Origin of the sequence: Streptomyces sp. NPDC016469 (assembly GCF_040632905.1) — a bacterium.
GTDB lineage: Bacteria > Actinomycetota > Actinomycetes > Streptomycetales > Streptomycetaceae > Streptomyces.
This window is the reverse complement of the sequence record NZ_JBEYCQ010000001.1, coordinates 200,778-222,335: the sequence shown is the minus strand read 5'-3', so window position 1 is coordinate 222,335 and position 21,558 is coordinate 200,778. Positions and strand designations below refer to the sequence as shown.

Genomic DNA, 21,558 nt, shown 5'->3' with positions numbered 1-21,558 from the left:
AACGGGGTCAGTGGCCCGGCGGACGGTCCGGGGTCACCGCCGGCCGCCGGGGCCGGTGGCGGCGCGGGCGGCGATCGCCTGCCGGTAGAGCTCGGCGGTGCCGATCGCGGCCTGCTTCCAGGTGAACCGGGCGAGCACCCGCTCGCGGCCGGCCGCCCCGAGCCGGGCGCGCAGCTGCGCGTCGCCGAGCAGCCGGCCGAGCGCGTCGGCGAGGGCTCCCGGGTCACCGGGCGGGACGGCGAGGCAGGTCTCCCCGTCGGCTCCCGCGACCTCCGGGATCGCGCCGCCGGTCGTCGCGACGAGCGGGGTGCCGGTGGCCATGGCCTCGGCGGCGGGCAGCGAGAACCCCTCGTACAGCGAGGGGACGCAGGCGATCTGCGCGCCGCGCACCAGGTCGACCAGCTCGGTGTCGCTGATGCCCTTGACGAACTCGACGGCGTCCGCGAGGCCGTGCCGCTCGATGGCCCGGGCGACCGGCCCGTCCTCGGCGCGCTTGCCGACGACGACGAGATGGGCGGCGGGGTTGCCGGTACGGAGCTTGGCCAGCGCCTCCACGAGGTGGACGAGGCCCTTGAGCGGGACGTCGGCGCTCGACGTGGTGACGATGCGGCCCGGGACCTCGGGGACCGAGGGGTCGGGCGACCACAGATCGGTGTCGGCGCCGATGTGGACGACCCGGATGCGGCGCGGGTCCACCCCGAGGTGGTCCACGATCTCCTGCTTGGAGGAGCCGGAGACGGTGAGCACGGACGGCAGCCGGCGCGCGACCCGCTTCTGCATGCGGGTGAATCCGTACCAGCGGCGCACGGAGGCCCGGCGGCGCCGGCTCGTCGCGGCGTCGAGGTCGAGCTGCCGGTCGACGGTGATGGGGTGGTGGATCGTGGTGACCAGGGGCGCGCCGAGGTCGGCGAGGAGCCCGTAGCCGAGGGTCTGGTTGTCGTGGACGACGTCGAACTCGCCGCGCCGGGCGGCGAGGTGGCGCCGGGCCCGCAGGCTGAAGGTGAGCGGTTCGGGGAAGCCGCCGGTCCACATGGTGGCGACCTCGGCCGCGTCGATCCAGTCCCGGTACTCGCCGCGCTTCGGGGTGCGGAACGGGTCGGGCTGCCGGTACAGGTCGAGGCTGGGCAGCTCGGTGAGCGGGACGCCCTCGTCGAGGACCGGGTAGGGCTGGGCGCCGATGACTTCGACGCGGTGGCCGAGGCGGGCCAGCTCCCGGGCGAGGTGCCGTACGTAGACGCCCTGGCCGCCGCAGAAGGGGTTGCCCTTGTACGTGAGGAGCGCGATGCGCAGGGGTCCGTCGCCGGGGCCCGTGCCCGGTGCGGCGACGCCCGTACGGGGGCCCGACTCAACGGCCTCAGCGGTCACACTCGGCCCCCTTCTCACTGCGTGTTCGCCGGAGCGTAACCGCTGGCGCTAATCTAGAACAAGTTTCAGACTGGGTAGTTCAATGAGCTACGAATCTACCGGCAGGTAGCTTCGGCGCAACGGCCGGATCAGGTGATTCACGCCACGGCACAGACCCTGGCCACGGGACGGGACACATGACAGCGGAAGCCACACCGGCATCGCCGCCCCTGACGGAACGCCAGGAGGCCCGTCGCCGCCGCATCCTGCGGGCCACCGCGGAGCTGGCCGGCCGGGGCGGTTTCGAGGCCGTCCAGATGCGCGAGGTGGCGGAGACCGCCGAGGTCGCCCTCGGCACCCTGTACCGGTACTTCCCGTCCAAGATCCACCTCCTCGTCGCCACCCTGCACGACCGGCTCCAGCACCTGCGCACCGCCCTCGGCGAGCACCCCCCGGCCGGGGACGACGCGGCGGCCCGGGTCGCCGGAACGCTGCTGCGGGCCTTCCTGGCGATGCGGCGCGAACCGCAGCTGGCGGACGCCATGGTGCGCGCGCTGACCTTCGCGGACCGGGGCGCGAGCAGCGAGGTCGACGCCGTCTCACGGCTCACGACGGCGATCATCCTGGACGCGATGGGCACCGGCCACCCGACGCCGGGACAGCTCTCCGCCGTGCGGGTGATCGAGCACACCTGGCACTCCGCGCTGATCACCTGGCTCTCCGGCCGGGCGTCGACCGCGCAGGTGCGCACGGACATCGAGACGGTGTGCCGCCTGGTCGGCCCGGCGGGCCCCTGACTCCTTGCCATGTGCCGCGCCCACACGCCTCGGAGGTGAGGTGGGGTGCCCTGCACCATGTCGACGGCGGCGCGGTGTCCATACGGTTCGGCGACATCACAGGAACACGCCGAGGAGCCGGTCACCATGCCCCGCAGCCGCACCGCCAGCAGAGCCCGCAGATCCCTCAGTGACATCCGAACCGTCGCCGTCCTGGCCGCAGCGGGCCTGCTGCTGACGGGCTGCACCGCCGCCGGGAAGGCGGGCGGGTCCGACTCCGCGAAGACCGCCGACGACGCGGCCGTCAAGATCGGCCTGGTGTACTCCAGGACCGGGCTCCTCGCCGACTACGGCAAGCAGTACCGCGACGGCTTCATGGCCGGTCTCGACTACGCCACCAAGGGCACCCGCAAGGTCGCCGGACACCGCATCGAGGTCACCGAGCAGGACGACGCGGGCGACCCGGGCAAGGCCGTCTCCGCCGCGAAGAACCTCATCGGCAAGGGCTACAAGGTGCTGGCCGGCACCACCGATTCGGGCGTCGCGCTCCAGATGGCCCCGCTCGCCGCGCAGAACAAGGTGCTGTACGTCAGCGGGCCGGCCGCCACCGACGCGGTGACCGGGATCAACGACTACACCTTCCGCTCCGGCCGCCAGTCCTACCAGGACATCCTGACGGCGGGCACGATGCTCGGCGACGCCAAGGGCAAGAAGGTCACCGTGCTCGCCCAGGACTCCACCTTCGGCCAGGCCAACGTGGCCGCCGTGAAGGCTGTCCTCGGCGGGAAGGGCGCGAAGGTCGGCTCGGTGCTGGCGCCGCCCAGCGCGACGGACCTGACTCCCTTCGCCCGGCAGGTCAAGGCGGGCGGCCCCGACCTGGTCTTCGTCGCCTGGGCCGGCTCCACCGCCCCGGCGCTGTGGACAGCGCTGGACCAGCAGGGCGTGCTGGGCGCGAGCAAGGTCGTCACCGGCCTGGCCGGCACCGCCTCGTACCCGGTCTTCGGGGCTGCCGGGTCCAAGGTGTCGTTCCTGGCGCACTACTTCCCGGGCGCGGGCGGGAACAACGCCGTGGAGAAGGCGATGCTGGACGCGGTGGAGAAGGCCGGCGGCAAGCCCGACCTGTTCACGCCGGACGGCTTCACGGCCGCCCAGATGATCGTGCACGCCGTCGAGAAGGGCGGCGCCGGCGACACCGCCGCGATGGTGAAGGCCCTGGAGGACTGGAGCTTCGACGGCGTCAAGGGACCGACCCGGGTGCGCGGCGAGGACCACGCGTTGCTCCAGCCGATGTTCGTGGCCAAGCTGGACGGCAAGGGCAAGACCGCCGAGCCGAAGCTGCTGGACACCGAGCAGCTGGACGCCGTCGCGCCGCCCGTGAAGCCCGCGGCGGGCTGAACCGTGACCGCACCCCACACCCTCGGGCAGGCGAGCCCGGCGGACCGGGAAGGGCCCGTGCTCCGGCTGGACGGCCTCGGCTGGAGCGTCGGCGGCGCCACCATCGTCGAGGACGTCTCCCTGAGCGTCCGCGAGGGCGAGTTCCTGGCCTTCATCGGGCCCAACGGGGCGGGCAAGACCTCCCTGTTCAACCTGATCAGCGGGCTCAGCCTGCCGACCGCCGGCCGGATCGAGCTGGACGGCGCCGAGATGACGGACCGGCCCGCGCACGTCCGGGCCAGGCGCGGTGCCGGCCGGACCTTCCAGACGTCGAGCCTGTGGCCCGCGATGACCGTCGCCGACCACGTGCGGCTGGCCGCGCAGGCCGCCCGGGGCGGCTCGTACCGGCTGTGGCGGCGCGCCGACCCGTACACCGCCGAAGTCGCCGGTGTCCTGGAGCGCACCGGGCTCGGCCACCGGGCGCGGGCCACGGCGGGCGAGCTGTCGCACGGCGAGAAGCGGAAGCTGGAGCTCGCCGTGCTGCTGGTGGGCGAACCCCGGCTGATGCTGCTCGACGAGCCGATGGCCGGGGTGAGCGCCGAGGAGGTCCCCGCCCTGACCGAGCTCATCCGCACCCTGCACCGCGAGGAGGGGCGCACGGTCCTCATGGTCGAACACCACATGGACGTCCTGCTCGGCCTCGCGGACCGGCTCGCCGTGATGCACCACGGCCGGCTGCTCGCCCTGGGCACCCCGGAGGCGGTCACCGCCGACCCGGTCGTGCAGCAGGCGTACCTCGGGGAGGGCCTGTGACGGAGCAACCCCTCCTGGACGTGCGGGATCTGCGGGTCCTGATCGGCGGCCGGCACATCCTGCACGGCGTCGACCTCGACGTCACCGCGCACGGCGTCACCGCGCTCCTCGGCCGCAACGGTGCCGGGAAGACCACCACGGTCCGGGGCGTCCTCGGGCTCGTCCCGCGCGCCGGGAGCGTCCGGCTCGACGGCGAGGAGACCGTGGGCCTGCCCACGCACGCCCTGGTCCGGCGCGGCATCGGCTACTCCCCCGAGGACCGGGGCGTCTTCGCCGGGCTGACCGTCGCGGAGAACCTGCGCCTCGCCGAGCGGCGCGGCGCGGGCGAGCCGGCGTACGGCCTGGTCCACGAGCTGTTCCCGGAACTCAAGCAGCGGGCGCGGCAGTTGGCCGGGACGCTGTCGGGCGGCCAGCAGCAGATGGTCGCCATCGGGCGCACCCTGCTCAACGCCAACCGGCTGATCATCGCGGACGAACCGACCAAGGGCCTGGCGCCGAAGGTCGTCACCGAGGTGGCCCAGGTGCTGGAACGGGCCGCCGAGGCGGTGCCGGTGCTCCTCGTGGAGCAGAACCTCGCCGTGGTGCGCCGGCTGGCCGGGCACTGCGTGGTCCTCGCCGACGGCCGCACCGCACACCGAGGCCCGGCCGCCGAACTGCTGGGCGACGCGGAGGCGGCCCGCACGCTGCTCGGTGTGGGCCACGGCCCGGTCGCCGCACACCCTTCCGTGAAGGCGGATTCCTGATGTCCACCCTCGTCCTGCTCACCATGACCGGACTCGGTCTGGGGGCCCTCTACTTCCTCGTCGCGTCCGGACTCTCGCTGATCTTCGGCCTGATGGACGTGCTCAACTTCGCGCACGGGGCGCTGCTGTCCATCGGCGCGTACGGCACCTGGTGGGCGGCGTCCGGGAACCTGCCCGGGGCGGGTCCCGGCGGCGCCGGCTTCGCCCTGGCGGTCCTGTTCGGTACGGCGGTGGGCACCGCGGCCGCCGTGCTCCTCGAACTCGCGGTCGTCCGCCCGCTCTACACCCGGCCGCGCGAGCAGGTGCTCGCCACGGTCGGGGTGGGGCTCGCGGTGCCCGCGCTGCTCTCCGGCGTCTGGGGCTCCGACGCCCACACCTTCCCCGGGCCCGAGGCGCTGTCCGGCACCTTCGGGCTGCTGGGGGCGCGGGTCCCGGTCAACCGGCTGGTCCTGGTGGGCGCGGCGGTCGTGGTGCTGGTGGCGCTGCGGCTGTTCCTCGGGCGGACCCGGCACGGCCTGGTCGTCCGGGCGGGGGTCGAGGACCGGGCGATGGTCACCGCGCTCGGCGTCGACGTCCGCAAGGCGTTCACGCTGGTCTTCGCGATCGGCGGCTGCGCGGCGGCGCTGGGCGGGGCGCTCGGCGGGCTGTACTTCGGCTCGGTCGACCCGCGCCAGGGCACCTCGTTGCTGATCTTCGCGTTCGTCGTCGTGGTCACCGGCGGCATGGGCTCGGTGACGGGCGCCGCCGTGGCGTCGGTGGTCATCGGCCTGGTCCAGCAGTTCGCCAACTACTACACCGCAGCGGGGCTCGGCGACCTGGCGGTCGTGGTCCTGCTCGCCGTGCTGCTGCTGATCCGGCCGCGCGGACTGACGGGGAGGCTCGCGTGAGCACCGCCACCGACACACCCGATCGCACCGCCGGGCGCGCCGCCCCCGGTCCGGCCCCCGCCGGGCGCTTCCGGCCGCTGCGCTGGTGGCCCGCCGCCGTCCTGCTCGTCCTGGCCGTCGCGCCGTTCAGCGCGGTGCCGGTGCCGGGACTGCTCGACGGACCGCTCGGCTCGGCGGGCAGCCTGCAACTGCTGGCCACCTGCCTGTTGTTCGGCGCCCTGGCCACCGGCTACGACCTGCTGCTCGGGCGGACCGGGCTGCTCTCCTTCGGCCACGCCCTGTACTTCGCGGCGGGCAGTTACGCCACCAACCTGTTCCTCCTTGAGGCGGGGCTGCCGTTCGCGCTCGCCACGGTCCTCGGGCTGCTCTTCGGGATCGCGCTCGCCCTGGCCCTGGGGTCGGTGAGCCTGCGCGTCACCGGGATCGGCTTCTCCATGGTGACCCTGGCCTTCGCGCAGGCGGGCTCGATCCTGGTGTCCCGCGACCCCGGTGGGGTCACCGGCGGCGAGGAGGGCCGGGCGGCGCCCTCCGGCCTGCTGCCGTCCTCGCTGGTCGGCATCGACAACACCGCGAACCTGTACTGGATCGCGCTGGCCTACCTGGTCCTGACCCTGGGCGTCGTCCACTGGGCGGTCCGCTCCCCCACCGGCCGGGTCTGGGAGGGCATCAAGGAGAACGAGCGCCGGGTGGAGGTCCTGGGCCTGAAGCCGTACGGGTTCAAGCTGACGGCCTTCGTGGTCGCGGGCGCCCTCGCCGCGCTCGGCGGGATCGTGCACCTGCTCCTGACGGGCGGCTCGACCCCGCAGACGACCACCTCCGACTTCACGCTGTCGCTCCTGGTGATGGTGGTGCTCGGCGGCTCGGGCACCCGGTGGGGCCCGATGGTCGGCGGCGTCCTCTACACCTGGGCCGACCACCGGCTCGGCGATCTGGCCGGGTCGGGCGCGGTCGCGGACCTGCCGGCGGTCCTGCGCGTACCGCTGTCGCAGCCGCTGTTCCTGCTGGGTGTGCTGTTCGTGGCCGTGGTACATCTGCTGCCCGGCGGCCTGGCCCGTCTGCCGTCCCGGCTGCGAGCCGCCTCGAACCGTAAGGAGACCGGAGCCAGTTGAGCCCGCTCACGGAGTACGAAGAGATCGAAGTCCCCGTGCGCGGGGGCAGCCTGGCGGTCCTGCGCTGGCCGGCCACCGGCCCGGAGGCGCCGGTGGTGGTGGCGCTGCACGGGATCACCTCCAACGCCCTGTCCTGGGCGGCGGTGGCCCGGCTGCTGGCGGGCCGGGTGACGCTGGTCGCCCCGGATCTGCGCGGCCGGGCCGGGAGTGCGCACCTGCCGGGCCCGTACGGGATCGCCGCGCACACCGACGACATCGCCGCCCTGGCCGAGTTCCTGGGTCCGGACCGGGTGGTGCTGGCGGGCCACTCGATGGGCGCGTTCGTGGCGGCCCTGGCGGCGGTGCGCCACCCGGACCGCTTCGGGCCGCTGCTCCTGGTCGACGGCGGCGTCGGCTTCCCCGCCCCGGCCCACCTGACGCCCGACGAGCTGATGACGGCGGTGATCGGCCCGGCGATGGACCGGCTGTCGATGACCTTCCCTGACCGGGCCGCGTACCGGGCGTTCTGGCAGGCGCATCCGGCGTTCGCCGGGGCGTGGTCGGACGAGGTGGACGCGTACATCCAGCGCGACCTGACGGGCGAGGAGCCGGCCCTGCGGTCGTCCTGCCGGATCGAGGCGATCCGCACGGACGGGGTCGGCCTGTTCGACGAGGAGGTCCTGTCGGCGGTGCGGAAGCTGCCCGTCGACGCGACGCTGCTGTGGGCCGCGCGCGGTCTGATGGACGAGGAGCAGGGCCTGTACGACGAGGGCCGGCTCGCCGCCGCCGGACTGGACGGGACCCGGGTGGAGCCGGTCGCGGTGAAGGACGTGAACCACTACACGGTCCTGACGGGCGACCGGGGCGGCCGGGAGATCGCGGACCGGCTGGTGGCCCTCGCGCGTGAGGGCGGCTGACACGGTTTCAGGGGCCGGCCCCGTGGCGGTACCACGGGGCCGGCCCCTGATGCGGGCCGCGGGCCGGCGGAATCAGATCCTGCCGTTCGCCAGCCGGGTCAGCGGGCCCGTGCGCGGCTTGGCGGTCGCGCGTCCGGTCGCGAAGGCCACGCCGACGATGCTCACCACGCTCACGGCGGCGCCGGCGGCTATCGCCTTCCTGAGCTTGATGACGGTCCAGGCGGAGGTGGCCGCGCTGCCGACCCTGGCCACGTTGGCCGTCACCACCTGCCGGCCGCTCTGGAGACCGGAGACGGCGGCCTGACCGGCGCGCTGCGTGAACCCCCCGGCCTCGCTCACGCTCTCCTCGGCCGAGTCCTTGGCGTTCGCCGCCGCGGTCTTCGTCTTGGCGGCCGTGGACTTCGCCTGCTCTCCCCGGGCGCCGGCCGTCCTTCTCGCCGCACCGGTCGTCTTGCGGGCCGCAGTGGTCCGCCCCTTGCTTGCCGTGGAATTCTTGGTTTCCTTTTCAGCGGTCATGGCGTCCTCCTTGCCTCGGGTGTCGCGACAAAACCTGGGTGCGGCTCACTCATGCGCCGCTCTGCGGCAGCAGGGAGCCGAGCGGCCCCAGGTCGAGATTGAGATCGTCCATCGTCAGGTCGTACCGGTCGCACAGTTCGGTCATGCGCTCGTGCAGGATCATCAGCGTCATACCGACACGCTCCTCCTGATGCTCGGTCAGATCGCCCTGGTCCACACGGTGGAGGGCGGTGCGCTCCATGAGCTGGCGGAGCAGCTCGACGATGGTGAGCACCAGCTTCATGAGGTCCCGCTCGACGGTGTCCGGATCGGTCTCCAGCTTGCGGGCACCGGCCGGAGCGGGACGGTCGTCCGGTTGCGCGGATCTGAGCCCGAACGACCGGGCCGCCGCCTGCGCCACGGCTTCGACCGCCTCGGCGGGCGTGGCGGGCGCGCCGCGTTCGCCGTCGCGCTGGGTCATGCCGTCTGCCTCCTCGTGCGGGTGGTGCGGTGCGAGGCCCGAGGGGGCCCGGGAGCTCACCACGGCGCCGGCTCCTCGCCGGTGATCGACCGGATCACCGCTCGCAGGTTGATGTGGACGAGGTCCACGTCGGCGATGGACAGGACGAGGTCACCGGTGAGCACCGCGCCGCCGTTCAGGAGGCGGTCCAGCAGGTCGATCAGCGCGACCGGCGGGCCCTCCCGGCGCTCGGACGGGCCGAGGACGTCCCCGACGAGGTCCGCGCTCACGGCCCCTCACCGCCGTCCGCGTCCTCCGCGGGCGGCGCGGTGGCGAACGAGTAGGGCGCCCAGGGCCCCGTCACCTCGACCGAGACTCCGGGAACGCCGTCGGCCAGGGCCGTGAGCGCCCGGCGCAGTTCCTCGGTCTGTGCCCGGGGTACGAGGTACGCCTCGTTGGCCACGTTCACGCCGGGGTGGGAGGCGAGCTGCCCCTGCTGCGGGCGGTGGACCACGCGCGAGGCGACCACGCCCTCCGTCAGCTGCGCGGCCCGGCCGACCAGGTCGGACGCCGCCCGGTAGGCGTCCTGGTCCCTGCGCATCGTCGCCCGGCGCTGCTGCAGGTAGGCCCGCCCCGCTCCCGCTCCGGTGGACGCCGCGGCGGCCGGGGCCGGAGCGGCGGCCGTCCGGGGATCGGCGTAGACCTTCATGCCCAGTTCGACGTGACCGTACAGCCGGCCCAGCAGTTCCTCGAACTCACCGCGGCGCCGGACCAGCATGGCGGCGACCCGGGCGTCGTCCAGATAGACCGTGGCCAGGCGCATCGGCAGCACCGACGTCTCGGCGAACACGGCGTCCACCACGGCGTGGTGGGACCGGGCGAGCGCTTCGAGCCGTGCCAGATCCTCCAGCTGTGCGGCCAGGCCGTGTTCGCCGAAGGCGTCCGCCGGCACCCGGGAGACGAGCGCGCACAACTCACCCGCGGTCACCGGGTGCAGGGGGCGGCCGTCCACGCCCGCCAGGCGGGAGGCCAGGCCGTGGAGCCCGGGGCCCTCCCGCCCGACGGCGTAGACATAGGTCAGCTCCTCGCCGCCGGGCTCCGGCAGGCCGCCGGACGTGTCCGTCCGGGTGCTCATCGCTCCTCCTCCGTCCCGGCCCGGGCCGCCTGCCCCTGGGCGTCCTGCTCGGGAAGCCCGGCCCCCTCGGGGAGACCGGCCGCCGACCGCAACCGGGCCAGCTCGGCCCGCAGCCGCTCGTTCTCCTCGGCCAGGGCGCCGCCCTCGGGGGGCGCCGCGTTCCGGCCGCCGGGACGGGCTCGCGAGGAGAGCGAGGGATCGTGCTCCCACCAGTCGATACCCATCTCCTTGGCCTTGTCGACCGAGGCGACGAGCAGCCGGAGCTTGATGGTCAGCAGCTCGATGTCGAGCAGGTTGATCTGGATGTCACCGGCGATGACGACGCCCTTGTCCAGCACCCTTTCCAGGATGTCGGCGAGGTTGGCCGACGAGCCCTGCTGCCCGTACGCCGGGGAGCTCCCCCTCGGTGGGGCCGGCAGCCGGCCGGCGAGTGAATCGGACACGGTCTCTCACGCCTTTCATGGGGTGTCGGTACGCGGACGGGCGCCACCCGGGGTCAGCGGCGGCCGGCGGCCGTCCGGCGGCGGGAGCGACGGGCCGGCCGGGGCTCCTCGGCCTCCGGCTCCTCCTCCTGCTCCTCGTCCTGCTCCTCGTCCTGCTCTTCGGCGGAGTCCTCGTACTCGGGCTCCTCCTCGTCCACGGGCTCGTTCTCGTCCACGGGCTCGTTCTCGTCCACGGGCTCGTTCTCGTCCACGGGCTCGTCCGCCGGTTCGGCGTCGTCCTCCGGCTCCTCGAACTCGCCCTCGGGCTCCTCGTCCTCCGGACCGGCCTCGTCCTCCGGCTCCTCGAACTCGTCCTCCGGCTCCGCGTCGACGTCCTCGTCCTCGCCCTCATCGGCGAGTTCGTCGTCCGGCGGCTCTTCCTCGCCGCCGTCGGCCTCTTCACCGGACGGATCGTCCTCGGCCGCTTCGTCGCGAACGTCCTCGTCCTCGGCCTCGTCCTCGGTCCCGGCCTCGGGGTCCTGGTCGTTCCGCGCCTCTTCTTCCTCAAGCGCCTCGTCGTGGCCGACGACGACCTCGCCGTCGCGGATCTCGCCGCGCCAGCCGTCGGTCGCCTCACCGCGCATCATGATGAACTTGCGGTACAGCTTCAGGTCGAGCCGGGCACGGCGGCCCTGGGCGCGCCAGATGTTGCCGGTCTTCTCGAACAGGCCCTTGGGGAAGTATTCGAGGACCAGCAGGACGCGGGTGAGGTCGTCGGTGATCGCGTGGAAGGTGACCACGCCCTTGACGGTGCCCTTGGCGCCCTCGGTGGTCCAGGTGATGCGCTCGTCCGGCACCTGTTCGGTGACGTTCGCCTTCCAGCTGCGGGTGGACTTGGCGACCTTCACCTTCCAGTTGCTGGTGGTGTCGTCGGCCTTCTCCACGCTCACGACGCCCTTGGCGAACGTGCTGAACTCCTGGAACTGGGTCCACTGGTCGTACGCCTCGCGGACGGGCACACCGACATCGATGTCCTCGACGATCGTGACGCTCTTGGACTTCCCGCCACCGGACTTGCGCCCCTTGCCGAACAATCCCTTGACCTTGTCCTTCACCTTGTCCTTGAGGTGGGAGGCACCCACGCCGATCGCCGCCTGGGCCGGTGACTTGCCGTCCTTGAGGGCCTGTCCGCCCTTGGCGAGGCCCTTGAGGGCGCCGCTCCCGCCGCCCGGCTCCGCGAGTTTGGACACCGATTCCCCGAGCCGGCTCCCGAGCTGGGTCACCGTGTGCTCGGCGCGGGCCCGGAGGTAGTTCTGCAATTCTTCCTTGAGCCGTTCGGCGGCAGGGCTCTTCACGACGTCGTCCTTGATGCCCTTGAGCGCGGAATCAGCCATTGCCGCCTCCCCGGGCCTTGCGAGCGCCGGACGCCGCGGCCTTGCGGGTGCCGGACGCCGCGGCCTTGCCGGCTCCGGCGGTGCGCTTGCGGGCGGGGGCGGCGGCCTTGCCCGTACTCCCGGAGCGGCTGCCGCTCGACGTGGACCGGCTCTTCGACGCGGCCTTCTTGCTGCCCGACGAGGCCGCGGTCCTCCGGGCGGAGCCTCGCTTCGGCTCCTCGTCCCGGTCCGTTTCGGTGTCGTCGTCGGACGCCGCGCGGTCCTCGGTGTCGTCGGTGTCCTCGGTGTCGTCGGTGTCCTCTACCGGCTCGTCGTCCTCGGCGGCGGGGCCCGCCCCCAGGGACTGGGTGCGCCGCTGCAGCGATTCGGCCAGGCTGCCGGCCCGCTGGGTGACGGCCTTGGTGGCCGCCGTCCTCGTGGCGTCCACCAGCTCCTTGCGGACCTGGTCGTTGAGCGGGCCCAGGGCCGGCGACTCGGCCAGCATCCTGCCGATGCGCCTCGGGTCGAGGTCGAACTTCTTACCGACGAGGAACATGCCGAATCCGACGGCGAGTTTGGCCTTCTTGGTACGCCCCAGCAGGTATCCCCCCACCAGGGCCGCGCCTATCTTGGCGTTCTTCGTCATGTGGAATACACCTCGGGTCTCCCCCGGTCGTGTGTGGTCTGGTCGCTGGTCACGGCGCGTGCCGTGCGCTGTTCCGGTACGCCTCGATCTCGTCGAGCCTGTCGAGCAGTTCGTCCTCGCGCCGGTCGAACTCCTCGGCCCCGATGAGTCCGCTGTTCAGCTCCTGTTCCAGCTGAGCGAGTTGGGCGCGCACCGTTTCGGGGTTGTAGTACTCCTCCTCGGCGGCGTGGACGACCTGGTCGAGGACCCACGCCGTCCCCCGGACGGGAGCCAGCGGCAGGGTCAGCAACTGGGTGATGAGTCCCATGCCGGATCACCTCCGCTCACTGGGCCGGACGGCCTCGGCGTCAGACGAAGCTGTACGGCGGAAGCGGCCCGGTCAGGGTGTACGCGTAAGCGTCGCCCCGCTCCTCCGCCTCCCGCCGGACCGCTGCCACGAAGGCGTCCGTCTGCTCCCGGTGCACGAGGAAGGAGAGGTTCAGGAAGTGCTGGGGGGCGGGCTCCGCGGTCGAGGTGCGGGTGGCGGCGCCCGCCAGGCGGCCGGTCACCTCCTCGGCCTCCTTGGCGTGGCGGGCACTGACCTCGCGGGCCACCATCTCGCCCAGCGCGATCCGGTCCTCCTGGCTGCCCCCGCCGCGGGCCCGCTCGTTGAGGCGCCGGATCTCCTCGGAGTCGGCCATGATCTCCCGCAGGAGGTCGTCCTCGTCCCGGCCGGCCTTCAGGTTGTACTCCACCTGCCCGTCCAGTTCCGCGAGGCGCTGCTCGTAGGCGTCGGCCTCGCGCTCGAGGGCCGCGGTGACCTCCTCGTCACTCGGCCCCACCAGGCCGAAGCGCATGGGCAGGGTCGCGCCCTTCTCCATCAGGGCCTCCAGGACGCCCTGGTGGGCCATGACGTCCCGCCGCTTCGCGCGAAGCCCGGGAGGAGCGTCGCTGACCACCGCCGCGAGGCGGTCGGTACGCACGACCCGCAGGGCCGCGGCCGGTTCACCGACCCCGTGCAGGCCGTCCAGCGGCAACGGGTGGCCGGCGCCGGTAATGGCGTAGATGTACGTGGACACTGCTGCTACTCCTCGCGTCGCTGGGTCTGCCGGCTGGACGTGGACTTGCGGGCGGTCCGCTTGCGCGGCTCCTCCTCGGGCTCGTCACGCTTGCCCTGCAACGATTCGCTGAACGCCTCGACGGCTCCGGACAGCGCGCCCTTGGACTTGCCCTTGGCGCCGCTTTCCGTCATGTCACCGACCAGGTCGGTGAGCTGGCTCGGGGCCTTGCGGCCGGACTCCAGGTCCAGTCGGTTGCACGCCTCGGCGAACCGCAGATAGGTGTCGACGCTGGCGACCACCACGCGGACATCGATTTTCAGGATCTCGATGCCCACCAGGGAGACGCGGACGAATGCGTCGATCACCAGGCCGCGGTCGAGTATGAGCTCGAGAACGTCGTAGAGATTTCCCGAGCCGCCGCTCCCACCGGACGACGCATTGCTCTGTTGCACGAGTGACATGGGAACTCCTTTCGGTGATCTTTTTGCGTGCGACGACGGAGTTCCTCAGCGACGGTCGATCTGACCCCGGGCGTACCGGTGCATGCGCTCGTAGGACATGAGCCGCCCTCGGGCATCGAGTTCCACCCGGTAGGAGGCCATCACACTCATCGTGTCCGGAACCCTCTCCAGCTCGACCACTTCCACGTCCGCCGACCAGCCGTTCTCGGTGGCTTTCACCGCGGAGACGGAATCGGGTTCGCACTGGAGCATTTCCCTGAGCTGTGCGGCGGCCTGCCGCATCGCCGTGGGCGCGTCGACGCGCTCGTCGTCCTGCTTTCCGGTGTCCTTTTCGGTACTCATCCTTCCCCTGTCGCCGGGGAGTGCCGCTGTCTGACCGGCCTCCGTCGTCATGGCTTCCGTTCGCATGCCCGTGCATTCCGGAGGCATGCCTGACGGAGCGGGAATGAAGACGACGCGGTTTTTCCACGGCTCCCTGGACCGGCAGCCGTGGAAAAACCGCGTCGTCGCGTGATTCAGCCGGTACAGCCACCGTCCGAGATCACGTAGTAACCGGCGGGTGACTCCTTGAGGGTGTGTGTGACGAAGACGTTGTACAGGCCCATGTTCTGGTTCGAGCCGTTGGCGTAGACGTACCCGCCGGACATGTGCGCCCGGCCCGCCGTGACGTGGGCGTAGTTGGTGGCGGTGTAGCACTGAGCGGGGTCGGGGTCACCGGGGTCACCGGGGTCCCCCGGGTCGCCGGGATCGCCCGGGTCGCCCGGGTCGGTGCCGCCGTCCAGGCCCCAGAAGACGCCCGTGTAGTACGTGGAGCAGATGGCGTTCAGGAAGTACGCGGCCGTCGAGCCGCACTGCCGGTCGCCCGAGCCGGGGCTGACCGGCAGACCGTGGCCCATGCCGGAGACCGAGTACATCTCGACGGCCGGCTTCCCCGAGGCGTCGTTGTAGACGGTGCGGGTGGTGCTGCCGGGGAGGCTGTCCGTGGACGACGGGGTCTGGCCGATGCCCCACACATGGGTCCACTGGTCGCGCAGGGCCGTGGCGTTGGCCGGGTAGACCGTGTAGTCCGAGGTGCCCTGCCAGATCGCGACCCGGGGCCAGGGGCCGCTGTACCCGGGGTACGCGGCGCGGACCTTGTCGCCCCACTGCGCGGGCGTCAGCTTCTGCGGGCCCGTCTGGCAGCCGGAGGCAGCCGCCTGGCTCGTCGCGCACTGGGCGGGCAGCCCGGAGGCCACCGAACCGCCCGCGAAGACGTCCGGGTAGGCGGCGAGCAGGTCGGCGGTCATCCCGCCGCCCGCCGAGAGCCCGGTGACGTACACCCGGCGCCCGTCGGAGCCGTAGGTCTTCTTCGCGTAGTCGACCATCTGCACGATCGACGCGGCCTCGCCCTTGCCCCGGGTGTCCTCGTTCGGGTCGAACCAGCCGAAGCAGGAGAGCGCGTTGTTCGCCGAGGTGGTCTGCGGGAAGACGACGGCGAAGCCCCACTCGTCGGCGTACTGCGGCCAGCCGGAGTTGGTGTAGTACGCGTTCGCGGTCTGCGTGCAGCCGTGCAGGGCGACGACCAGGGGGGCGTTCGCGGGGAGTCCTGCGGGGGTGTACGCGTACATCTGGAGATTGCCGGGGTTGGAGCCGAAGCCGGTCACCTGCTGGAGGCCGGCGGCAGCGGCGGCGGGCTGCGCGGTGGTGGCGCTCAGCGTCGCGGCGAGCATGCCGAGGGCGGCGGCGGACGCGAGGCGGCGCAGCAGCCGTTTCAGGATCGGTGGTCGCACAGTGCTGTTCTCCTGCCGTGGGGGTACGGGTTGCTGCCGGAACCTACGAGCGGGGCCGGTCCCCGCCCATGGGAGCGGTGGCCACACCCCGGCCCCCGCTGTGTGCCCCGACGCCCTTGCGCGGCGGACGAGAGCCTGGCGGCGGTGGACCTGGAGCTGACCCGGAGCAGCGGGAACTCCTGGACTCCGCGCACTGACGGCCCGGCGGCCGGACACCGGCCCGCACCATGTACGCCCGCACCATGCCCCGGTACGCGGGTGTGTGCACCGACGCCGTGTGACGCGGGCCCGCGCGTACCTACGGTGACGGCCATGGAGACTTCCCGCAGACCGGATCACCAGCCCGCCGCCCCCGTGCCCGGCGGCCCCGCGCAGTCGCCCGCCGAACCCGTCCTGGCCGGGCGCACCGCGCTGGTGACCGGGGCGGCGAGCGGCATCGGGCGGGCCTGCGCCCGGGCGCTCGCCGGTGCGGGCGCCCATGTGCACGTGGTGGACCGGGCCGGTGAGGCCGCCGAGCGCCTGGCTGAGGAGCTGGGCGGGACGCCCTGGGTGGTGGACCTGTCGGAGCCCGACCTCGTGGACACGTTGCCGGCCGATGCGGACGTGGTGGTCAACAACGCGGGCATCCAGCACGTGGCGCCGGTGCACGAGTTCCCGCCGGACCGGTTCGCCCTGATCCAGCGGGTGATGGTGGAGACCCCGTTCCGCGTCTTGCGCCGGACCCTGCCGGGCATGTACGAACGCGGCTGGGGGCGCGTGGTCAACATCTCGTCGGTGCACGGGCTGCGCGCGAGCCCGTACAAATCGGCCTATGTGACGGCCAAGCACGCACTGGAGGGGCTGAGCAAGGTGGTCGCGCTCGAAGCGGCGGAGCACGGGGTGACCAGCAACTGCGTCTGCCCCGGGTACGTCCGCACGCCCCTGGTGGAGAACCAGATCGCCGACCAGGCCCGCACGCACGGTATCTCCGAGGACGAGGTCGTCGGGCGGGTGATGCTGGAGCGCAGCGCGGTCAAGCGGCTGATCGAGCCGGCGGACGTGGCCGAGGCGGTCCTGTGGCTGTGCGGCCCGCGCACCGGGCACATCACCGGCTCCTCGCTCTCCATGGACGGCGGCTGGACCGCGAACTGACCTGCCGCCCCGACCCCGAGGAACCCTGGACGCCATGCCTGACCCGCTCCCCTCCGCCGCACCCCATCTCCGGCGCCTGTTCGACCTGCTGGCCGACGACGCCCCGGCCGAGGCGCTGGGGGCGGTCTCCTCGCAGGCGCGGGCGGACGGCGTGCCCGCCGGGGAGCTGGCCGAGGTGGAGCGGGCGACGGCGACGGCGCTGCGGATCAGGAGCGCGCTGCGCCAGCACCGGCGGCGCGAGGCCCAGTTGACCGCGCTGTTCGACACGGCGGGGGACCTGGCGGCATCGCGCGACCTGGACGACGTGCTGAAGGCGATCGTGCGGCGGGCCAGGATGCTGCTGGGCACGGACACCGCGTATCTGACCCTCCCGGACGAGGAGGCCGGGGACACCTACATGCGGGTCACCGACGGCTCGGTCTCGGTGCTCTTCCAGCGGCTGCGGCTCGAGCTGGGCGAGGGCCTGGGCGGTCTGGTGGCGCAGACGGCGAGCCCGTACGCGACGCCGGACTACCGCACCGACGACCGCTTCCACCACACCCGCAACATCAACGCCGGGGTTCTCGACGAGGGCCTGGTCGCGATCCTGGGCGTGCCGCTGCTGCTGGGGTCGAGCCGGGGCGGTACGGGAAAGGTGATCGGCGTCCTGTTCGCGGCGGACCGCTCGCCCCGGGTCTTCAGCCCCGACGAGGTGGCCCTGCTCTGCTCGCTGGCGGCGCACGCGGCGATCGCCATCGACACGGCCCGCGCGCTCGCCGACACCACGGCGGCGCTGGCCGAACTGGCCGAGGCGAACGCGGAGCTGGCCGAGGCCAACGCCTCCGTGCGGGCGCACTCGGCGGCCATGGCGCGGGCCGAGGAGTCGCACGACCGGCTCACCGACCTGGTGCTGCGCGGCCGGGACGTCAAGGACGTGGCGGCGGCGGTCGCCGGGCTGCTCGGCTCGCCGCTGACCATCCACGACCCGGGCGGCCGCCCGCTGGCCGCCGTCCGCCCGGACGGTTCGGGCTTCGCCGCCGACAGCATGGACGCCGGCTGGCTGGCGGAGGCGGCCGAGGAGTCGCGTACGGGGGCGCGGGCGGTGCACCGCGACGGGCGGGTGGTGTGCGCGGTGCTCGCCGGCCAGGAGCTGCTGGCCGGGCTCGTCCTGCACCGGGCCCGCCCGCTGGACGACTCGGACCGGCGGCTGTTCGAGCGGTCGGCGGTGGTGACGGGGCTCCTGTTGCTGCTGCGGCGCACGGTGGCCGAGACGGAGAACCGGATACGCGGTGAGCTGATCGCGGACCTGCTGGCGGATCCGCCCCGTGACCCGGCGGGGCTGGCCGAGCGGGGCCGCCGCCTCGGCGTAGACCTGGACCGCCCGCATCTGCTGCTGGTGGCGGAGACCGGGGCACGCGAGCGGCTGGCCCCGGCCGCGATGCGCTTCCTGTTCGGCGGCGAGCACCAGGGCGTGAGCGCCGAACACGCGGGCGCGGTGGTGCTGTTGACGGAGGACGCCGGTACGGGTGCGGGTGCGGCGGCCCGGGCGGCGGCGGCCCAGCTGGGGCAGCTGGCCCAGGCCCCCGTCACGGTGGCCGCCGCCGGTCCGGCCCGGGGCCCCGGGGAGTTGGCGGCCGCCTACGCGGAGGCGGCGCGCTGTCTGCGGGCGATGCGGGTGCTGGGCCGGACGGGCGAGGGCGCGTGCGTGGAGGAGCTGGGGTTCCTGGGCGTGGTGCTGGGCAACGCGCAGGACGTGGACGGCTTCGTGGCGGCGACGCTGGGGCCGCTGCTGGAGTACGACGCCCAGCGCGGCACGCACCTGGTGCGGACGCTGAGCGCGTACTTCGGCGCGGGCGGCAGCCTGATCCGGGCCAAGGACGAACTGCACGTCCACGTGAACACGGTGGTGCAGCGCCTGGACCGTATCCAGGTGCTGCTGGGCCGCGACTGGAACGAACCGGACCGGGCGCTGGAGCTCCAGCTGGCACTGCGGCTGCACCTGCTGTCGGGGCTTCACGGGACACGCGACCGGCCTGACGGGCAGAATCCTGGTCCGTGACGATCACCGCGCGCGCCCTGAACCGGGCGACCCTCAGCCGTCAACTGCTGCTGGCCCGTGCACCGCTGACCGCATCCGAGGGGGTGCGGCGGGTGGTGGCGCTCCAGGCCCAGCACCCGGCCTCGCCGTACATCGCCCTGTGGAACCGGCTCTCGGGCTTCGCGCCGGAAGCGCTCGACGCGGCCTTCACCGAACGGTCGGTGGTCAAGGCGACGCTCATGCGGATCACGCTGCACGCGGTGCACGCCGAGGACTACCCGGCGTTCCGGGCGGCGATGCAGCCGGTGCTGTACGCCTCGCGGCTGGGCTCCCGGTTCACCGTGTCCGGGCTCACCCCGGCCGACGGGGAGGAACTGGTCGCGGAGCTCGTGGAGTTCGCCCGTACGCCGAGGACGACGGCGGAGATCCAGGCGTGGCTGGTGGAGCGGTTCGGGGCGGAGCGGAAGGACGCGGTGTGGTGGGGCATGAAGAACTACGCGCCGCTCCATCACGTCCCGACCGGCGCGCCGTGGTCGTTCGGCGCGCGGGCCGCGTTCGTCGCGGCGGGCGCGGGGCCGGCGCCCCGGGGCCGGGTGGTGGACCGGGCGGCGCTGCGCACGCTGATCCTGCGCTACCTGGCCGGGTTCGGCCCGGCGTCGGCCGCGGACGTGGCGCAGTTCTCGATGGTGGGGCGGGTGCCGGTCCGAGCGGAGCTGACGGCCATGGCGGACGAGGTGGAGCGGCTTCGAGGGCCCGGCGGGGAGGACCTGTTCGACGTCCCGGGCGCCTCCCGGCCGGACGCCGGGACCCCGGCCCCGTCCCGGCTCATGGCGATGTGGGACTCCACGCTGCTCGCGTACGCGGACCGGGGCCGGGTGATACCCCCGGAGTACCGCCCGCTGGTGATCCGGCGCAACGGTGACGTGCTGCCGACCCTGCTGGTGGACGGCCATGTCGCGGGCGTGTGGCGCCCGACGGCCGAGGGGGTCGAGGCCACGGCGTTCCATCCGCTGCCGGCCGCCGTCTGGGACCAACTGGGGGCGGAGGCAGAGGCGTTGACAGCGTTCCTCGGCGCCCGTGGGCGGGTGGTCTACAACCGCTACCACCACTGGTGGGCGAAGCTGCCGGACGCGGATGTGCGGATGCTCTAGGGGGTGCGGACCGGGGGCGGGTGCGGGGCGCGGAAGGTGAAGGCGTCGGGGGTGTCGCCCTTCGCGCGGAGCAGGGCGACCCGGTCCATCGCCTCCTCGACGCTCGGGCGGTGGCCGGCCGGAACCCACCACAGGGCCGCGTGGTGGTCGGTCAGGCGCTCGAACCACTCGCGGCGGCGGGCCAGGACCCTGAGGTGATCGCTGCGGTACACGTACGCCTTCAGCGCGTCGACCGATTCCCAGACCGAGCAGTTGATCAGGAAGAAGTCGTCCTGGCGGTCGGGGCGCAGGCTCGTGGCGTCGGCGCCCTCCTCGTCCACCATCCGCCAGACGAAGCCGGGGGCGTGGTCGGCGAGGGCGTTGATCTCGGGGAGTTGTGCGACGAAGTCGGCGAGTTGGGGGCTGTCGAGCGGGGCGACGAGGCGCCCGACGTTGACCTGGGCAAGGTGGAAGTCGTTCACGGGGCCAAGCATGGCCGGGCGAACCTTCTAAAGTCAACGGATTCCTTTTTAGACTTCGGCGGCCCCCTCGGGCCCCTCGATCGCGACGCAACACCCTTCCGGCAGCGGGTCCATGGCGGCGGTCCACCCCCCGGCGAGCAGCCCTTGGATACCGGCGAGGTTCATCCCGCACACCAGAGCCGGGAAGTGCTCCGCCAGGGCGTGGAACGGGCAGTTGTTCAGCCGGAGCCTGCCGCAGTCCCAGTACGGTTCGTAGCCGCGCTCCCGCAGCGCCTCGACGGGGTCCGCCGCGCCCGCCGCCTCACCGGCGGCCCGCGCCGCCGCCTGCAACTCGGCGTCGAGTCCGGCCCGTTCGACCACCTCGGCGAGCAAGTGGCTGACGGTGTCGTAGGAACGCGGCGGTACGGAGACGGTGTGCTCGCCGTCCGCCCGCCGGTACAGCTTGGAGGGCCGCCCGGCGCCGGGCCCGGTGCGGCCGGAGAGCCGGCGGAAGGTGGTCTCCAGCAGCCCGGCGTCCACGAGCTTGTCCAGGTGGAAGGCGGCCACGGAGCGCGTCACCCCGACCGCGTCGGCGGCGGCATCCCGGGTGACGTCGCCCTGGGCGGCGGCCACGTGTCGGTACAGCCCACGGCGTACGGGGTCCCCGAGAACCGCCAGCGCGTCGAGGGCGGCGTCGTCACTGCTCACGGCCCCGAGTCTAGGCGCCGGCCGCACCACTCTCGGGGGCGCTGCCCCCGTACCCCCGCTGCTCAATCGCCGCAGGGGCTTGATGGTGCCCGGCGCGAAACCAAGCCCCGCCGGCGATTGAGGCGCGGGGTCCGGGGCGGAGCCCCGGCATCCAGCCCCTGCCGCGCTTGAACAGCGGGGTCCGGGGCAGCGCCCCGGTTTCGGGAAGGGGCAGGTAGGGGAACAAACCCCGCCCGCTAGACTGGCCGCGTCGTCACTACGCCCGTTCAGGGGGAAGCCGGTGCGAATCCGGCACTGACCCGCAGCCGTAACCGCCACCAACGGCGGAAGCCGGAATGCCCTGTCCGAGTCGTGACCGGCTCACGCCG

General features: G+C 73.2%; 25 protein-coding genes and 1 riboswitch. Of the genes, 10 read left to right on the top strand and 15 right to left on the bottom strand.

All coding sequences use genetic code 11. The annotated features are described in order from the left end of the window. Positions 1–33 precede the first annotated feature (33 nt). Complete coding sequence (locus ABZ565_RS01070) at positions 34–1,365, bottom strand: glycosyltransferase family 4 protein (protein WP_361018764.1); 1,332 nt, start codon at positions 1,363–1,365, stop codon at positions 34–36. A 176-nt stretch (positions 1,366–1,541) separates the two neighbouring features. Here ABZ565_RS01070 and ABZ565_RS01065 point away from each other — a divergent pair, with 176 nt between their 5' ends. From ABZ565_RS01065 to ABZ565_RS01035, 7 genes are all read left to right on the top strand, one after another. Then, the gene (locus tag ABZ565_RS01065) at positions 1,542–2,141 is read left to right on the top strand and encodes a TetR family transcriptional regulator (protein ID WP_361018761.1); all 600 of its coding nucleotides are present in this window, start codon (positions 1,542–1,544) and stop codon (positions 2,139–2,141) included. Between the two features lie 126 nt (positions 2,142–2,267). After that, complete coding sequence (locus ABZ565_RS01060; RefSeq protein ID WP_361018759.1) at positions 2,268–3,515, top strand: substrate-binding domain-containing protein; 1,248 nt, start codon at positions 2,268–2,270, stop codon at positions 3,513–3,515. Positions 3,516–3,518: 3 nt separating this feature from the next. Next, positions 3,519–4,307 (top strand): ABC transporter ATP-binding protein, encoded by a 789-nt coding sequence (locus ABZ565_RS01055; protein WP_361018757.1) that lies wholly within the window; start codon positions 3,519–3,521, stop codon positions 4,305–4,307. Then, positions 4,304–5,050 (top strand): ABC transporter ATP-binding protein, encoded by a 747-nt coding sequence (locus ABZ565_RS01050; protein WP_361018754.1) that lies wholly within the window; start codon positions 4,304–4,306, stop codon positions 5,048–5,050. Before ABZ565_RS01055 ends, ABZ565_RS01050 begins: the two co-directional genes overlap by 4 nt. After that, complete coding sequence (locus ABZ565_RS01045; protein WP_361018751.1) at positions 5,050–5,937, top strand: branched-chain amino acid ABC transporter permease; 888 nt, start codon at positions 5,050–5,052, stop codon at positions 5,935–5,937. The genes ABZ565_RS01050 and ABZ565_RS01045 overlap by 1 nt, the downstream gene beginning before the upstream one ends. After that, a complete protein-coding gene (locus tag ABZ565_RS01040; RefSeq protein WP_361018748.1) occupies positions 5,934–7,046 on the top strand; it encodes a branched-chain amino acid ABC transporter permease in 1,113 nt (370 codons plus the stop codon). Before ABZ565_RS01045 ends, ABZ565_RS01040 begins: the two co-directional genes overlap by 4 nt. Then, the gene (locus tag ABZ565_RS01035; RefSeq protein ID WP_361018745.1) at positions 7,043–7,942 is read left to right on the top strand and encodes an alpha/beta hydrolase; all 900 of its coding nucleotides are present in this window, start codon (positions 7,043–7,045) and stop codon (positions 7,940–7,942) included. The genes ABZ565_RS01040 and ABZ565_RS01035 overlap by 4 nt, the downstream gene beginning before the upstream one ends. A gap of 72 nt (positions 7,943–8,014) precedes the next feature. On the opposite strand, the gene ABZ565_RS01030 is transcribed toward ABZ565_RS01035, so the two are convergent. From ABZ565_RS01030 to ABZ565_RS00975, 12 genes are all read right to left on the bottom strand, one after another. Continuing rightward, entirely contained in the window at positions 8,015–8,458 is a 444-nt protein-coding gene (locus ABZ565_RS01030) for a hypothetical protein (RefSeq protein WP_361018742.1), read from the bottom strand. 49 nt (positions 8,459–8,507) lie between these two features. Continuing rightward, positions 8,508–8,918 carry a gas vesicle protein K gene (locus ABZ565_RS01025; protein ID WP_361019274.1) on the bottom strand — a complete coding sequence of 137 codons (411 nt, stop codon included), beginning with the start codon at positions 8,916–8,918 and terminating at the stop codon, positions 8,508–8,510. Positions 8,919–8,974: 56 nt separating this feature from the next. Further along, positions 8,975–9,187: a gas vesicle protein gene (locus tag ABZ565_RS01020; protein WP_361018739.1), complete on the bottom strand. Its 213-nt coding sequence runs from the start codon at positions 9,185–9,187 to the stop codon at positions 8,975–8,977. Next, positions 9,184–10,032 (bottom strand): GvpL/GvpF family gas vesicle protein, encoded by an 849-nt coding sequence (locus tag ABZ565_RS01015; protein ID WP_361018736.1) that lies wholly within the window; start codon positions 10,030–10,032, stop codon positions 9,184–9,186. Before ABZ565_RS01015 ends, ABZ565_RS01020 begins: the two co-directional genes overlap by 4 nt. After that, the gene (locus ABZ565_RS01010) at positions 10,029–10,475 is read right to left on the bottom strand and encodes a gas vesicle protein (protein WP_361018733.1); all 447 of its coding nucleotides are present in this window, start codon (positions 10,473–10,475) and stop codon (positions 10,029–10,031) included. Before ABZ565_RS01010 ends, ABZ565_RS01015 begins: the two co-directional genes overlap by 4 nt. 53 nt (positions 10,476–10,528) lie before the next feature. Then, positions 10,529–11,848 (bottom strand): SRPBCC family protein, encoded by a 1,320-nt coding sequence (locus ABZ565_RS01005; protein ID WP_361018730.1) that lies wholly within the window; start codon positions 11,846–11,848, stop codon positions 10,529–10,531. Beyond that, on the bottom strand, positions 11,841–12,473 hold the full coding sequence (locus tag ABZ565_RS01000; protein ID WP_361018727.1) for a hypothetical protein: 633 nt from the start codon (positions 12,471–12,473) through the stop codon (positions 11,841–11,843). Before ABZ565_RS01000 ends, ABZ565_RS01005 begins: the two co-directional genes overlap by 8 nt. Before the next feature lie 49 nt (positions 12,474–12,522). Then, on the bottom strand, positions 12,523–12,780 hold the full coding sequence (locus tag ABZ565_RS00995; RefSeq protein WP_361018724.1) for a gas vesicle protein GvpG: 258 nt from the start codon (positions 12,778–12,780) through the stop codon (positions 12,523–12,525). Between the two features lie 40 nt (positions 12,781–12,820). Then, positions 12,821–13,531: a GvpL/GvpF family gas vesicle protein gene (locus ABZ565_RS00990; protein WP_361018721.1), complete on the bottom strand. Its 711-nt coding sequence runs from the start codon at positions 13,529–13,531 to the stop codon at positions 12,821–12,823. Between the two features lie 5 nt (positions 13,532–13,536). After that, entirely contained in the window at positions 13,537–13,974 is a 438-nt protein-coding gene (locus tag ABZ565_RS00985) for a gas vesicle structural protein GvpA (protein ID WP_361018718.1), read from the bottom strand. A 45-nt stretch (positions 13,975–14,019) separates the two neighbouring features. Next, positions 14,020–14,316, bottom strand: coding sequence for a gas vesicle protein (locus ABZ565_RS00980; RefSeq protein ID WP_361018714.1), 297 nt, complete (start codon positions 14,314–14,316; stop codon positions 14,020–14,022). Positions 14,317–14,489: 173 nt separating this feature from the next. Next, positions 14,490–15,743, bottom strand: a complete 1,254-nt coding sequence (locus tag ABZ565_RS00975) for a PHB depolymerase family esterase (protein ID WP_361018711.1) — start codon at positions 15,741–15,743, stop codon at positions 14,490–14,492. A 312-nt stretch (positions 15,744–16,055) separates the two neighbouring features. On the opposite strand from ABZ565_RS00975, the gene ABZ565_RS00970 reads away from it, so the two are divergent. Genes ABZ565_RS00970 through ABZ565_RS00960 form a run of 3 tightly spaced genes read left to right on the top strand, consistent with a single transcriptional unit; the run spans position 16,056 to position 20,042 of the window. Next, on the top strand, positions 16,056–16,874 hold the full coding sequence (locus tag ABZ565_RS00970) for a 3-hydroxybutyrate dehydrogenase (protein WP_361018709.1): 819 nt from the start codon (positions 16,056–16,058) through the stop codon (positions 16,872–16,874). Between the two features lie 34 nt (positions 16,875–16,908). Next, complete coding sequence (locus tag ABZ565_RS00965) at positions 16,909–18,912, top strand: GAF domain-containing protein (protein WP_361018706.1); 2,004 nt, start codon at positions 16,909–16,911, stop codon at positions 18,910–18,912. Further along, a complete protein-coding gene (locus ABZ565_RS00960; RefSeq protein WP_361018703.1) occupies positions 18,909–20,042 on the top strand; it encodes a winged helix DNA-binding domain-containing protein in 1,134 nt (377 codons plus the stop codon). The genes ABZ565_RS00965 and ABZ565_RS00960 overlap by 4 nt, the downstream gene beginning before the upstream one ends. Here the strand turns inward: ABZ565_RS00960 and ABZ565_RS00955 are convergent. Together ABZ565_RS00955 and ABZ565_RS00950 are read right to left on the bottom strand one after the other, a co-directional pair. Continuing rightward, positions 20,039–20,503 (bottom strand): DUF3291 domain-containing protein, encoded by a 465-nt coding sequence (locus tag ABZ565_RS00955; protein ID WP_361018700.1) that lies wholly within the window; start codon positions 20,501–20,503, stop codon positions 20,039–20,041. The genes ABZ565_RS00960 and ABZ565_RS00955 overlap by 4 nt on opposite strands. A 48-nt stretch (positions 20,504–20,551) precedes the next feature. After that, a complete protein-coding gene (locus ABZ565_RS00950) occupies positions 20,552–21,190 on the bottom strand; it encodes a helix-turn-helix domain-containing protein (RefSeq protein ID WP_361018697.1) in 639 nt (212 codons plus the stop codon). A 268-nt stretch (positions 21,191–21,458) separates the two neighbouring features. Further along, a riboswitch (cobalamin riboswitch) is annotated at positions 21,459–21,531 on the top strand. Positions 21,532–21,558: the final 27 nt, after the last annotated feature.

Bases quoted from the DNA above. Each gene is read 5' to 3' on its own strand.
- ABZ565_RS01065 (WP_361018761.1), top strand. From the start codon at position 1,542: ATGACAGCGGAAGCCACACCGGCATCGCCGCCCCTGACGGAACGCCAG.
- ABZ565_RS01060 (WP_361018759.1), top strand. From the start codon at position 2,268: ATGCCCCGCAGCCGCACCGCCAGCAGAGCCCGCAGATCCCTCAGTGAC.
- ABZ565_RS01000 (WP_361018727.1), bottom strand. From the start codon at position 12,473: ATGACGAAGAACGCCAAGATAGGCGCGGCCCTGGTGGGGGGATACCTG.
- ABZ565_RS01015 (WP_361018736.1), bottom strand. From the start codon at position 10,032: ATGAGCACCCGGACGGACACGTCCGGCGGCCTGCCGGAGCCCGGCGGC.
- ABZ565_RS01030 (WP_361018742.1), bottom strand. From the start codon at position 8,458: ATGACCGCTGAAAAGGAAACCAAGAATTCCACGGCAAGCAAGGGGCGG.
- ABZ565_RS01045 (WP_361018751.1), top strand. From the start codon at position 5,050: ATGTCCACCCTCGTCCTGCTCACCATGACCGGACTCGGTCTGGGGGCC.
- ABZ565_RS00995 (WP_361018724.1), bottom strand. From the start codon at position 12,780: ATGGGACTCATCACCCAGTTGCTGACCCTGCCGCTGGCTCCCGTCCGG.
- ABZ565_RS01025 (WP_361019274.1), bottom strand. From the start codon at position 8,918: ATGACCCAGCGCGACGGCGAACGCGGCGCGCCCGCCACGCCCGCCGAG.
- ABZ565_RS00980 (WP_361018714.1), bottom strand. From the start codon at position 14,316: ATGAGTACCGAAAAGGACACCGGAAAGCAGGACGACGAGCGCGTCGAC.
- ABZ565_RS01005 (WP_361018730.1), bottom strand. From the start codon at position 11,848: ATGGCTGATTCCGCGCTCAAGGGCATCAAGGACGACGTCGTGAAGAGC.
- ABZ565_RS00965 (WP_361018706.1), top strand. From the start codon at position 16,909: ATGCCTGACCCGCTCCCCTCCGCCGCACCCCATCTCCGGCGCCTGTTC.
- ABZ565_RS00970 (WP_361018709.1), top strand. From the start codon at position 16,056: ATGGAGACTTCCCGCAGACCGGATCACCAGCCCGCCGCCCCCGTGCCC.
- ABZ565_RS00985 (WP_361018718.1), bottom strand. From the start codon at position 13,974: ATGTCACTCGTGCAACAGAGCAATGCGTCGTCCGGTGGGAGCGGCGGC.